The sequence below is a fragment of the Halomonas sp. TG39a genome (assembly GCF_000744395.1).
Lineage (GTDB): Bacteria > Pseudomonadota > Gammaproteobacteria > Pseudomonadales > Halomonadaceae > Vreelandella > Vreelandella ventosae_B.
The window spans coordinates 3,544,596-3,558,118 of sequence record NZ_JQLV01000001.1 but is presented as its reverse complement, the minus strand read 5'-3'; the positions used below and the strand labels follow the sequence as shown (position 1 = coordinate 3,558,118).

Annotated in this window: 11 protein-coding genes and 1 pseudogene; 1 reads left to right on the top strand and 11 read right to left on the bottom strand. The window is 51.5% G+C overall.

Annotation, left to right across the window (positions count from 1 at the left end; translation table 11 throughout):
• Window positions 1–5: 5 nt before the first annotated feature.
• Window positions 6–869, top strand: coding sequence for a YicC/YloC family endoribonuclease (locus U738_RS15980; RefSeq protein WP_035582311.1), 864 nt, complete (start codon window positions 6–8; stop codon window positions 867–869).
• Window positions 870–894: 25 nt separating this feature from the next.
• Here U738_RS15980 and U738_RS15975 read toward each other — a convergent pair whose 3' ends face one another.
• The 11 genes and pseudogenes from U738_RS15975 to U738_RS23840 form a co-directional block, all read right to left on the bottom strand.
• A complete protein-coding gene (locus U738_RS15975; protein WP_035582309.1) occupies window positions 895–2,193 on the bottom strand; it encodes a type II toxin-antitoxin system HipA family toxin in 1,299 nt (432 codons plus the stop codon).
• Window positions 2,194–2,211: 18 nt separating this feature from the next.
• Window positions 2,212–2,523 (bottom strand): helix-turn-helix transcriptional regulator, encoded by a 312-nt coding sequence (locus tag U738_RS15970; protein WP_035582308.1) that lies wholly within the window; start codon window positions 2,521–2,523, stop codon window positions 2,212–2,214.
• 140 nt (window positions 2,524–2,663) lie between these two features.
• Entirely contained in the window at window positions 2,664–3,806 is a 1,143-nt protein-coding gene (locus U738_RS15965) for an ImmA/IrrE family metallo-endopeptidase (RefSeq protein WP_035582305.1), read from the bottom strand.
• An 83-nt stretch (window positions 3,807–3,889) separates the two neighbouring features.
• Window positions 3,890–4,378, bottom strand: coding sequence for a hypothetical protein (locus U738_RS15960; protein WP_035582302.1), 489 nt, complete (start codon window positions 4,376–4,378; stop codon window positions 3,890–3,892).
• Window positions 4,371–4,904, bottom strand: coding sequence for a type II toxin-antitoxin system MqsA family antitoxin (locus tag U738_RS15955; protein WP_035582299.1), 534 nt, complete (start codon window positions 4,902–4,904; stop codon window positions 4,371–4,373). The genes U738_RS15960 and U738_RS15955 overlap by 8 nt, the downstream gene beginning before the upstream one ends.
• Window positions 4,905–4,918: 14 nt before the next feature.
• Entirely contained in the window at window positions 4,919–5,362 is a 444-nt protein-coding gene (locus U738_RS15950) for a hypothetical protein (protein ID WP_197671955.1), read from the bottom strand.
• A gap of 88 nt (window positions 5,363–5,450) precedes the next feature.
• Window positions 5,451–6,791 (bottom strand): restriction endonuclease subunit S, encoded by a 1,341-nt coding sequence (locus U738_RS15945; protein WP_050712775.1) that lies wholly within the window; start codon window positions 6,789–6,791, stop codon window positions 5,451–5,453.
• Window positions 6,792–8,369 (bottom strand): class I SAM-dependent DNA methyltransferase, encoded by a 1,578-nt coding sequence (locus U738_RS15940; RefSeq protein ID WP_035582294.1) that lies wholly within the window; start codon window positions 8,367–8,369, stop codon window positions 6,792–6,794.
• 35 nt (window positions 8,370–8,404) lie between these two features.
• A complete protein-coding gene (gene hsdR / locus U738_RS15935; protein WP_035582292.1) occupies window positions 8,405–11,815 on the bottom strand; it encodes a type I restriction-modification system endonuclease in 3,411 nt (1,136 codons plus the stop codon).
• A gap of 353 nt (window positions 11,816–12,168) precedes the next feature.
• The gene (locus tag U738_RS15930) at window positions 12,169–12,369 is read right to left on the bottom strand and encodes a hypothetical protein (protein ID WP_035582290.1); all 201 of its coding nucleotides are present in this window, start codon (window positions 12,367–12,369) and stop codon (window positions 12,169–12,171) included.
• Window positions 12,370–12,457: 88 nt separating this feature from the next.
• Window positions 12,458–13,426, bottom strand: a pseudogene (locus U738_RS23840) (PDDEXK nuclease domain-containing protein); the annotation flags it as partial.
• Between the last annotated feature and the right edge of the window lie 97 nt (window positions 13,427–13,523).

Below are 13,523 nucleotides of genomic sequence, written 5' to 3'. Positions count from 1 at the left end.
TTTCCATGACGCACAGCATGACTGCCTTCGCCCGCACCGAGCAGGCCGCCCCCTTTGGCACCCTGCAGGTCGAAATTCGCTCGGTGAATCAGCGTTACTTAGAGCCACATTTTCGCCTACATGAAAGCCTACGGGATTTAGAACCGGTGCTGCGCGAAGCACTGCGTACTCGCCTGGCCCGTGGCAAAGTGGAGTGCAGCGTGCGGTTCGAGAGCGCCGACACCGCTCAAGCGCCGGCGGTGAACGTCCAGCGGTTAAAAGAGATTGCCGACGCCCTAGCCGCCATTCAGCAGCAGGTGCCCAGCGCCGTGCCGCCCACCACGCTCGCGCTTCTCAATCAGCCCGGCGTAATGGAAACCCAGCACCTGGATCAAGACGCCATCAAAGCCGCCGCCAAAGCGCTGTTTGACCAAGCGCTGGATGAGCTGATTGACGCCCGCGCCCGTGAAGGCGACAAGCTGGCCGAAATGATCACCACCCGCCTGGCGGCGGCAAGTGAGCAGGTAGCCACAGTGCGCAGCCTGTTACCGCAGATCCTGGAACGCCAACGCGCCCAACTGCTGGAACGCTTGGAGGTTGCCAAAACTGAACTCGATCCCCAACGCCTGGAGGCCGAACTGGTGCTGGTGGCACAAAAAGCTGATGTGGATGAAGAACTAGACCGCCTGACCGCGCATATAGAAGAAGTGAGCCACCAGCTCGCCCAGAAAGGCCCCAAAGGTCGCCGCCTGGATTTCCTGATGCAGGAACTCAACCGCGAAGCCAACACGCTCTCGTCAAAATCCGTGGTGGCAGAGACGACCCGCTGTGCGGTGGAGTTGAAGGTGTTGATCGAGCAGATGAGGGAGCAAATCCAGAATATTGAGTGATGTTTTCAGCTACTAAAAACCGCTGTTAACCGCCAAGCAGACGAAAATCAGTATGGAGACGCTGCCAATGTTCACGCAGTGCCTGCTTATGAGGTTCATGCATTGGTAGCTCCGCCAGTGCTTGAGGCCACAAGGAGCGGGCTTTATCAAGCGTGTCATCTAGGTGGGGCTTGATTAAACGCCAAGGAATGTCGGCTTTTTTAGCCCACTGCTGATAGCTTTCCATGGAGGTTTGATACCACGCTTTTTGGCCAGCCAAATTAAGCGCAGTAGTACGTTCGTTGTCCATATATACGCTGGTGGTCACAATATCGTAAGCGGGTGATAGCCGTGGCGTGTAGCGATCAGAGTACAAAAGGCTCCAATTTTTTAAGTGAGCATCGCCGTTGGCAAGCAAAATGTTTACCAGCAGGCGTCGGGCAAACTGCTGGGCATCCGCAATGGCATCACCGGAAAACTGGTACAGAATACGGCCGATTTGATCATAGCTAGCCGAGCCATACTTTTCATGGGGATATTTCGCCAAGACTTGAGCAAAATCCTCCATGTGAACGCGCTCGGTACCCTGCAAGCCGCGCTGGCGATCAAAACGCTTGATACCAAACGCCATGGGCTCTTCTGGCAATCGGATAGCAGGCAGATTGTCTAACGTATCGAGTGCGACCAAGCGAGTTTCCGGCATATCGATGCCAGCAAGGGCCGCCAGTTGCATTGCCGAAAATTCGTTTAAGGGAACGTAAGCATGCTGGGTGGAGGGCGTTTTGATGATCCACTCACCCAACTCCTCATTGCCATCACTAACGGCGCTATGGATCAGGTTATAACGGCCATCTTTCTCCTTCATAGAGAACTTCATCTGTACGCCAGCCAACGAGAACTTATTACCGGACGCTAGTACCGGTGGATACTCAATTGTTTCAGGTCGTGCGTGTGGCAACCGAGACAGTACCTTCGCCGGGATGTTGTCTGGTGAGAGTGGGCGTGCGATGAGAGCGCCGGGAAGGTCAAGACCAAGCCATGCTAGAAGAGAGAACTCATGGTCAATATGGGTTTTCAAACTATGCGCGAGCAGTTCACGCAGCGCACCTTCAGGCAGCAGATTAGATAACAGAGGATGCAACCGTTGGTGCCTCGACCAGTCTCTCGCTAAAATCTCTTCAGATTTAGGGAAATTAGGGTGCGTAATCAGACTAAGCGTTGGCCGCTCAGGGTTGTGGCGAAACTCATCATCGAACAGCAGGATATTCTTGCCATGGGAATAACCCGCAAGATGACCCACCACGCTCCCATGCAAAGAGAGCTGCAGAATGCTCAATCGATCCATTTAGCCCCCTTTGTACGGTTAATCATCCTCTAGTAAGCCTTTCCACGGGTCATCAATGACGCTATCGCCGTTATCCTCCATATCAGAGGAAGGTGTGCCCACCGTATGACCTGCGAGCAGGGCCAACACCGCGTCGCGCTTCTCTTGGGGGATCAACATAATCTCGCTGTTCAACCCCTTAGCCACCAGTTCTAACGTGTTAAGGCGCGGGTTGCCACTGGCTTCAAGCCGTTGATACTGCTGGCGCGACATTCCCACCCGCATCTGCATGTCACTTTGTTTGAAGCCTAGCGCAACACGGCGCTTTTTGATCTGATCCAGTAACGGCATGGCGGTGTCATCAAATAAGTTGCTTTTTTAGTTTACAGCAACACATTAGTTGCTATTTTTATTAAAAGCAATTTATAAGACGACAAGCTCTGTGTGTCAGGTAGGGAAGGTCAAAGGGCTGGCCAGAGACGAGAGTAGATTCAGTTTGGACACAGAAATTGAGCAAAGCGCTCTATTTTACTAGGTTTGACCCCGCCTAGCAGGTCGCTCGCTTCGCGTAACATCAACTGACCACTCAGTGCTTCACTGACCACCGCCCTAGAAAATGATTGGCTGATTTGGGATTTCTTAGTCTGGTAGTAGGTTGGCCCGCCACTGCTCTCATTTGCTTTGTGCTGCGCCTGCTGTTCAGCAATATAATGGCCGTATTGCGCTTGAGAAATAAAATTGAGCGTCAACGCACGGCGCGCCAATGCCCAGGTGCTGACGTGAAAGTGGGCTTCCAACGTCGGTAAGTTATCTTGCCAGTGCACTAAATCGTGTTGCCAAAGAGAGCTGAATTCTTGTTCTGGTACTAAAAACTCTGCCGCGACGGCATTACAAAGCACTTCTTGTTGGCGGTGCGTATTAGCGTTTCCATCGGAAATGCCAGACTGCCCAATCCAAATATGACAAAGCTCATGGATCAGAGTAAATAAGCGCGCACCTAGCGCATCGCCATGATTGACGAAAATGATAGGCGCATAGTCATCTACAATGGCAAACCCGCGGAACTCTTCAACTCGCAAAGGGCGTGTGTAGTGGCCCATATCGCCTTGGCGCATCACCAGGATTCCCTGTGCTTCGATTCGCTGGGTTAAATCGCGGTAATAGTCATCCCATTTACCGCGCTTAGGGTGATCCTCAACGCCTAACTGGGAGCGCATGTCGGCGACGATTTCAGCGACAGAGTGATTGGCAGAAAAGCGGCCAACATTTGGATTGGGCTCGGCAAAGTGCTGCTTTAAATAGTCCCGGTACCACTCCTGGCGCTGAAGCATTAGCTTGATCAGATCAAGAAGCTCAGCGCTCGGCCGAGTAACACCTTGGCCTTCCAGCGTTCGAAGATCGGGAATGGGCAACACTTCTTCGGGCGGCTCTGTAAGAAACAGGTACCCAAAAGGGACGTAGGCTTTTTCGGCAAACTGCATCGCTTGGCGGAAGGTGATGGGCTTTTCACCCGCTTCCCATGCCAGCAGTTTTTCTTCATTCACCCCGCACTTATGTGCAAATTCAGGCACCGGGATGCCGGAGCGCTCGCGCGCCCAGGTCAGCATCTGGGTGTTGATATTTGCCTTGGTCATACGGGGGCTTTCCTAGTAACGATTTGCGTAGATCAAGTGAGTCTAGCAGCACCGTGCACAGCACCCAATATGTTATAGGCCGATCAATCGGCTATAGGATCGGGTTGCTTGCTAAACTGAACGGTGGGTAAAACCACTCGCGGTAAGCGCAAGCGTTCGCATTGTGAGCTCAAGAATTCGCGCCAATAGGGCCAAACGTGATAACTGGCGTTTTTAAGCGCGTACTCATCTATTGCTTCTTGCTCTATTGAGTCGGTTACTAGGTACTCTGCAATAAACTCCCCTTCTATAAGCGCTTTAATATCAGGCTCTTCATCCTCTTGTTGTTGTGAAACCCAACGAGCCCCAAGGCGAATATAGATGCGTACCAGTTGGCCGTCGCCATCCACTTGTATCACTTCACTTTTACGCACAATGTGCATTTGCTGCACCGACAGCACTTCTAAACTATCGGCTGACTTGGGATCAAAATCGTCTTCGCACTCAGCTTGCGCGGACTTGAGATAAACGTCGTTGATGACCAAGCTGTCAATCGCTTGTTGCAGCTTTTTGCTGACTTTAGCTTTAGCCATAACAGACCTCGCGCTCGATCTCATGAGACTGGATCACCTTAGTATTTACCTTGCGTGGGAGTGAGCGTAGCCCAACGATAGAGGTCGTTTTCCAAAGGCGAGTTTCTCTGTTTGTTACTCCAGCATCGGCTTTCAGCTTCTCCAGCGCGGCTGGCACCTGATCGGCGACGCGTAACAGCTTATCCATAGCATCAGATTGCATGACATCATCTGATTCGTACTTAGAGAACGCCACAGGGCCACCGCCAAAGATGCGAGCAGCGTCTTGTTGATTTAATTGCCAATGCTTACGTAATGCGAGCACTTCTGCGCCAGTGAGTAGCCCCTGCGCTTGTTTCTTAAAAGCAGTCATTGCGCGCTTATTATCACGTGCTTCTTTTGTTCCTGCCTGCTCGCTACCACAGCCATCACAAGCCAAAAAGTGGCTTTCAATGCGGCTATGTTTGCCCATGTGCTCAACGTCTATCCATTCGCTACGGGCATGAAGCTGCCCAGATTCGCAGATCGGACAAATGTGATTAGCCATGACACTCCTCGGTACTAAGTATGGCAAGAAACCAGCAGCAGTAGCTTGCCTGTTTTACCAATCGCAAATTTTACGTAGTATTCTATGTGCATTTCTTTGTGTGCATGCTCTATCCACTCGATTCGCTGCAAGCGGTAGCTATCGCATGCAGCCCATGGGCCTGTTGGCTTCTGCACACACCATTCAGATTTTAAATACTGACCACCGGTAAGCGCTTGTTTCAGCAATGCGCGGACGTCTGATATTTCATAAGCAAGCTGTTGAACATCTGCTATGCACTTGCGTGTCCATAGCACCGTCTGTTCGTCACCTGCGTCCAGCAGCGCTAGTACGTCAGTTACGGCGTACAGCGGCTCGTCTTCAATGTGAATTCGTTTGCTACCGGCCTCGCTAGGCGGTTGCCCTGAATAGACGCTAACGTTGGTTGTATTGTTTACCATAATGGTAATTTTTTCCAATCAATTTGATGTGCCCACCGCTTAAAAGTTCATGTTTCGCTTTCTTGCCTAACCTTTGTCACTTCTAATTGATAATGGAGTCAGCCGCTTATGCACTACGTTTGCGGCGTTTTGCTGGCGCTTTCACCGCCCGTTCTGCTTTGATCCTTTCCAGCAGCGCCTCTGCGCTGTTCTCGCCGGTGATCAGGTCAGGGTTGTCTTTACGCCACTGCTCGGTGAGTTCGCCTCGGAAAGCTTTGGCGAGAATGGATTGGGTGAGGTTGTTCACCCGCGCCAGCGATTGATTCACCTGATGCTCGATACGGTCGGCGTGGGCAAAGAGTCGATCCACGCGGCGGACGATTTCGATTTGTTCTTTGAGTGGCGGCAAGTATATTTCGTGGTCAATTATATTACTTTTCGTCAAGCCAGGGATTAACCCCTTAGCTTTTAAAACAACATCTGCGGCGGAAGCCTGAATGGCAAAAAGAATGTAGGTGTAGTTCATCTTTTCGTTAGGGACAAACGCATACACATCACGACCGATCGCTGCATAACAGCCCGGAAAAGTAGTTCCCACACCAGCACCTTTTACTGTGACAAATATCGAGCCATCCGGGGCCATACGTTTAGGGTACTCTGTCCACTTATTATGTAATATTTTTCTTCCATCCCATTGTTCAGGACCGGTTACATACGGTTCGCCTTTCCCATCAAAGTTAACCTCTGATCTACTGGGAGATTGTCCTGCAATTATTTTTCCTGCTACAGATAATGGCTTCACATCTCCAATGTTTTGGTGATTAGTGGCTCGCCACTCTTTCGTCAACCGCCCACTCATCGCCCCTGCCAGTACGGATTGACGAAAGCGCTTGAGGATCTTGGGAATAGGCTCAAGGCGGGCTTTGGTGTTGTCCACCTGCGCCAGCAGGGTGTCGAGTTTGTCGGCGATGATTTTTTGTTCGGCAAGGGGGGGAAGCGGAACCTTAAACCTAGACAGCTTCTTCTGATTTATGGACGATTGATTTACTGCATGCTGAGCATTTTGTGAGAAGATGCCAGCCTTCCTCGAAAACTTGCAATGATAATTAAAAAAGCGCGCAATCATACACTTTTTATTCACAACTAACCGAAGTAAGTTTATTCCATGATAAAGTTCGCGATTCTTATCGAAAATGGCAGTCTTTCCAAGGTGGGTCGGGCTGTTTATATGGCTAAATAAGATGTCGCCCTTATTAATTTTATATTTTTCAACTTTATTAGTATCGTATATCTCTATGAAACCAACCCGACTAAAGTTGATTGTTTCATGAGCAATAGTTTCAATACGACTAACAGGAATACCTGAGCCATCTTTGTTTTGTTTTCCTCCTATACCATTTGATACGGAGGTCAACACATCACCATATTCGATGACAGCCCATTCATCGGGGATCGATACTTCCATCATTTATTTATCCCCACCCATCATTTCCTTCAACAATACCCGTTGCCCATCGGCCTCTTCCTCAGCTCCTAGTTCACGCATCAGCCCGTCCAGCTCGCCCAGAGCTTGCACCAGCTCGCTCATGGCCTCGCCGGCCAGCACCTCGGGGTCAGGCATGTCAGCAGCATCCACGCTGTCCTTGTCCTTGAGCCAGCTGATATCAAGCGAGTCGCCCTTGGTGTCGCGAATCCACTCGCGGGAGAAGCAGCGCCAGCGGGATTTGGCGAGTCGGTCATCGATCACGCCCTGGTTTTCGTCCGTGGCGTCAGGATCAACGGCGATCTCGTCAGCGTTGAACGACCACTCGCCTTCCTGCCGCGGGCTTTGACCGTTGGGGTCGTCACCAAATACGGTCTCGAATGGTTCAAGGTATTTGTCAGTAAAGGGCGTGCGCTTGCCGAAGCTCGGCATGTTGGTGCGCAGGTCATAGACCCAGACGTTTTGCGTGTTGCCCTTGTCCTGGGTGGGGTCTTCAGGCTTGGAGAAAAACAAAACGTTGGTTTTAACACCCGCGGCATAAAAAATGCCGGTGGGCAGGCGGAGAATGGTGTGCAGGTTGCACTTCTCCATCAGGTCGTGGCGTACCTGGGCACCCTGGCCGGCCTCGAACAGCACGTTGTCCGGCAGCACCACCGCGGCGCGGCCGCCGGGTTTGAGCATCACGTGATACATCAAATGCAGGAAGGCCTGCTGCTTGTTACTGCTGTAAAACAGCAGATCATCCCGGGTCGGGATACCGCCGCCTTGTTTGGTGCCAAAGGGAGGGTTGGCGAGCAACAGCGACGCTCTGGGGAGCTGCTTACCTTCATTACTAAGGGTGTCGCCAAACAGGATGCCAGCGTGATGATCATCGATGGCGATGTCGTGCAGCATCAGGTTCATCAATGCCAGACGGCGGGTATCCGGCACAAATTCCATGCCATAAAAGGTCTTGTGTTGGTAACGATCATAGGCCGCTTCATCCAATGCCTCGACATCGTTATTGGCACCAATATGATGGTGGGCGCTGATCAGAAACCCACCAGTACCGGCCGTCGGGTCCACAATCACGTCGTCCAGGGTCGGCTTCATCAGCTTGACCATGGCATTGATCAGTACACGCGGAGTGAAGTACTGACCTGCGCCGGATTTCTTCTCGCTGGCATTGATTTCCAGTAGCCCTTCATACATATCGCCTAGGCCTTCCTGGCGGGCGCTGTACCAATCGAGCTTGTCGATTTCAGTGATCAGTTTATCCAGCGTCGCTGGCTTGCGGATTACGGTGTGGGCATTGTTATAGATCGCCTGCGTGATCCTTGAGCCGTGGCCGCCAAGATCGACCAGCATTTTCTTGTAGAACTCCAGCCGGCTGGCCGAGTTCTGGTTCTCCAGATCCGTCCAGGTATTATTGGCCGGCAACAGTTCATCCTGCCCGGTCTCTTCCACCATCTTGAGAAAGACAAGATACGTCAGTTCGGTAATGTATTCGTGATAGGTCACGCCATCGTCACGCAACAGATTACAAAGGTTCCAGAGTTTAGCGACGAGGTTCGGGGTGTTCATGGTTGGTGTCTACTTCATGTGGTTGGCGCTCTGGGTCATGCCCAGAGCGCTTGGTTAAACTGTGTGAGGATATCGGTAACGGGCTGATCAAAGAGCTTGTTAGCGCGTTTGATACCGCCCTGGGCCTTGAACGGCCCCTGATTCAGCGCGGCCTCATCCACAATGATGGTGGCCTTCATCTGCTTGGCGATCAGCTTAAGCCAATCACGCTGGGGGGTCTTCCAAGGCTGGCTCTGGAGAATCGTTTCCAGCGCATTATCAACTCGTTGATCCCAAGGGACCAGAGGCTCGCCTAGCGCTGCTTGCCGAATAAACCCAATGATCTTGGCAGCGATCTCTTCCTGCGTCAGTTCACGCCAAGCGACCTGAAGGTCCTGCTCACGAAACTGATTGCGCTCAAGTTCGACGGCGAGCTCTCTCAGACTTTGACGGGTGAGCTCCCACGGGCGGTTGATCACGGTCTGAAGCGCCGCCAGACGGTTACTGTTGGCGTTGATATAGGCTTTGAAGGCTTTCAGATAATCTTCCGGTTTTTGCCCCTCGCCATAGCCCGTAGTGATACCCGCTATCTTATCACTGCCATCATGAATCACTACATTAGGTCTCCAGCCCCCACCACCATTGGTAACGGTGGTATCAAGCAATTCACCGAGTCCAGGATTGTTAGTAAACCATTCGGCGAGTTGCGAGACAGGCATGTTCTTGAGCTCACGAGCGAACTCACCGGGAGACTTGCCTGCAATGATTTCAAATTTGTCAGCCTGCTCTGGCAGCAGGTAGTTCTTTTTGACCTGAAGCTTTGAAATAAACTGCTTCCTGGCAAGGTCCTGGAGCTCTGGAGCGCTCTCTTGCTTCATGTCGTCTTCAAGACCCTTGAAGGCAAGGTCAACCTTGGTGACCACCGGTTTCATGGTGTTCACGTGTTCCAGCTGCGTGTAGATATCTACGGCGTCATAGATTCGGAATGGCCCCTTGCCGATATCAGGGCATAGCCGAGTGGCGCGCCCCAGCATCTGTTCAAATAGAATTCGACTGTTCACTCGACGTAGAAACACCAGATTACAGATGGCGGGAACATCTATTCCTGTCGTCATCAAATCAACGGTGACGGCAATGTTAGGCAGTCGATCGTTTTTATAGCTGCGAATCTTTTCCAGCGGCTTGTCACTGGCACCAGTGATCTTTTGTACGGCGTCGTCTTCAACTTCACCATGATAATGCTCAATGGCGGTCTTGAACGCTTCAACTACATCATCGGCGTGCTTGTCTGTTACGCAAAAGACCAGTGTTTTCGCCGGTGAATAGGGATTGATCGAATCGCTTTCGATCAACCATCGGGTGACAACGCTCGTGAACTCAGGAGCAATCACCTTGCGGTTGAAATCGCTAACATCAAAGTTCAATTCATCGGGCGTGTTATAGGTATCGATCGTGTTATTGGCGACGTCGTAAACCGTTACCTGTTCATTTACCTTGTAGGAGATACCCTCTTCAGAGAGCTTTGTACGTATCCGAATGGGTGGAAGATGGTCATTGAGATAGCCGTCCAGCACGGCTTCTGTGTAGCTGTAGGTAAAAACAGGGGCGCCAAAAATCTCGGTCGTGTGCAGGGCGGGCGTAGCGGTCAGTCCGATCTTGAAAGCATCGAAGTAGTCGATGACGCTGCGATACTTTGACTGGTAGTCCTTCTGGTCACGAAACATTTGCTCGGTATCGCTAAGCTCACGATCCAGCAGATAGCCCCGGTGGCATTCATCGACAATGATGCAGTCATACTGGCCAACGCCGGGCCGCGCCGTGCCATCAGTCGGGTAAAGGATTCGCTTGACCAGACCCTGCACGGTGGCAACGTGAACCTTGGTGGCATCATCCGGTGTCGCCTTGGGAGTCTTGTTTGGCGCCATACCGATGACATCAAAGGTTTCTGCAAAGGTATTGAGGTTTTCCAGCCGAACCTCACCGAAATCATCGGTTGCCTGTACGCCCAGTGCAGAGCGATCCACCAGAAACAGGATGCGGCGAAAACGCTCAGCCTTGAGAAATCGATAGACCATGGCGATGGCTGTTTTGGTCTTGCCTGTCCCGGTTGCCATGGCTATCAGGGCCGCGGTTTCTCCTTGCTTGATACGGGTTTCAGTCGCTCGAATGGCCTCGATCTGGTAGTCGCGCAAGGCAAGATGATAATCAAACCCCATGGCCTCCAGCTCATCTTCAGCTTGCTGAGGGGTTTGCCGGAGATAGGTTTTTATTTCCTGTGGCGAATACCAACCGTTTAGCGCTCGACGTCGGTTGGTATCGTCGCGCACGTCCAAAAACCAGATACCACTTTCCTGCTCCAGCTGTTTCAGGTAAGGACGGCCATTGGTTGCGAAGGCCAGCGGCACACGAAACTCTCCATAAAGCTCTTCAACGGTAAACGCACCTTTCTCCTGTAGACCCTTGGCATAACGCTTGGCCTGATCGATGCTGCCATAAACGTTTCTGGCGCTCTTTTTGGCCTCTACAACGGCTACAGGCATCAGGCCAATGAACAGGACATAGTCGGCGGGGCCGGAAGCTGTTGGCCATTCAGCAATAGCCCGGTTTTGATTGGGAATTGGCCGTGCGCCAGCGGAATATTTGAGATTGACGCTATCAGCTTCCCAGCCTGCCTCAATGAGTTGCTCGTCGATTAGGACACGTGTTTCCGCTTCGTTGAGCTGCAGTGTGGACTTTTCAACGTTACTGATTTGTACTGCCTGCGCTTCAGGGGCCTGCTGAGTAAATGATTGAAAATATAGAACGTTTGCTTCATTCATTTTGGCCCGATATTTCTCAAGGGTCGCTTCATGCTCGGTTGCCAACTCTTCCCACACCTTGCTTTCGGTCGACATACGCTCAGCACGCTGTCTTTCCGCTTCGGCTTTCAGAGCTTCGGCTTCTTTCAATGCTTCAGTCTTGGTAAGACGGTCTGTCGTTGAATGGTGCTGTTTGTGCAGCTCCAGAATCTTTTCTTCAAGATCACGGACTCTGGAAGAGGGATCTTCGGGCTTTATGAAAGCCTTGGTTTTAAAGCCCAGGGCCTTTGCACCGCCAAATTGGAGATGAAACCACATGGCCAGCGCATGTCCCAACTGAAGCGCTTTCAGCGCATCCCGGTGATTAGACGAGGTCAAATCGTGGGCAGCGCAATTACCCAGCTTTCTCAAACTGTGAAAAGCATCTTTTATCTGCTGATCCAGACGGAGAGTATTATCGAGCTCTCGCAGTAAATCGATCTGTTTCACATCACTTCCTGATGCTACCCCCAGACGTGAAGCGATGGTTCTCGCCAATTCTTCACCAAGCTGGCGCATTTTAATCAGCGTGGTGTTGGGATCAGAAACAAAGCAGGCTTCAGCGGTCTGTGCCAAACGCACCAGAAGCTCATCGTGATGTTTCAGGAAATCGAAGTTACTGCTGGCCACGTGTAATTACCTTTTGTCATTAAACAGTGTGACGCATGTTTCCGCTAGGCTACCTGAAATGACGAAGGGTAACTAATATTAGAACTCGTCATAAACTGTTTTCTAAAACTGCATATCTAGCGGCTTATAACACTTTATGGATCGCCGCACTGATGCCACTTAGCCTTCTCGCTTTTCCCTTCAGCATCCGGGGCTTCATCGCCTCCGCCACAGCCTGAAACACTGGCACGATCACCGAGCTGCCGAACTGGCCATAGGTTTGAGTGTCGCGAAGCGTCTTTCACCAAGGGCGTCAAAGTCCATCAAAGGTGGTGTCATCTGAACCTCACGGCCATAGCGCTCGGACTTGAACGTCAAGTTGACGTCCTCTTTTTGGCTTCCACCACGGCGATAGGCGTCAGGCCAATAAACAGCACGTAATCGGCATGCTCTTTTTTGCCCACGGGCTTGGTGCCGGGCGGTACAAAAGGGCCGGGGTTGAAGGCGGTGCCTGCCTTGCCAAACGAGCTGTGAAACCAGATAGTCAGTTCGCGGGCCAGCTTTATGCCATCCAAGGCTTCTTTGTCGCGAATGCTTTATTACCACCCATACTAATGAAATAGGGTGTGCTTAGCTAAGTCTACTTTTGGGTTGTGGCCTCGGTCACTCATTGCCCAGTGCTTGCTGCTGAAGCTGTTCCACTGCTTGAGCTCGCTCACGCTCTAGCTCGCGCTTGAGTTCATCCTCTGAGGGCAAATAAGGCAGATACTTCGCCGCAAACAGCTGCTTTTGTTCGGCCAGTACCGAGTACTTCACTACGGCCTCGCTTTTTTCACTGCACAGAACCAAGCCGATGGTGGGGTTATCGTCGCTGCCTCTGCGCTGTTCATCGTATAAGCGCACGTAGGTATCCATCTGGCCAATATCCTGATGCCTGAGCTTGCCGAGTTTTAGATCCACCAGCAAAAAGCACTTCAGTTTGAAGTTGTAGAACACCAAGTCGATGTAGAAATCTTCGTCGTCAAAGCGAATACGCTGCTGGCGCTCAACGAAGGCAAAGCCTTTGCCCAGTTCTAGCAGAAACTGCTGCAGGTTGCTGATAATGGCCTGCTCTAACTGGCTTTCTTGATAGGTTTTGTCTTGTAGATTTAGAAAATCCAGAATGTAGGGATCACGCAGATAGTCTTTGGCGGTTTCCGCCAACGGCTGAGTGTTTTCTTTTGCTTCCTGTTCAACCGGCGTTTTGTTTTGGCTAGCCAGCAGGCGCTCGTAGTAGAGGGTGCTAATCTGGCGCTCTAGAGCGCGAACACTCCAGCTGTGCTGTTCCGCCTCTTGTTGATACCAAGCTCGCGCACTTGGGTTTTCTACCTTAGCTAGCAGGTTGTAATGCGACCAACTCAATTCGAGAGACACTGTCTCCCGAATTGGAAAGGCTTGATAAAAGCGGCGCATATTGCGCAAGTTGGTGACATCAAAGCCCTTTCCCAGCCGCTCGGTAAGCTGTTTTGAGAGTTGCTGTAGCTGCTGCTTACCATACTCAGCACGACGATTGCCTTGCTGTTCGTGCTCGACAATTAAACGGCCTATTTCCCAGTAACTTTGTACCATGGCCGTATTCACGGCTTGGCGAACCTGCCCGCGTGCCTACTCTATCTGTTGGGTAATCGCGCTAACAAGGCTGCTAAAGGCGATTGGGTTTTGCTCCGTCATCGGCTTAACCCCTGGTGTC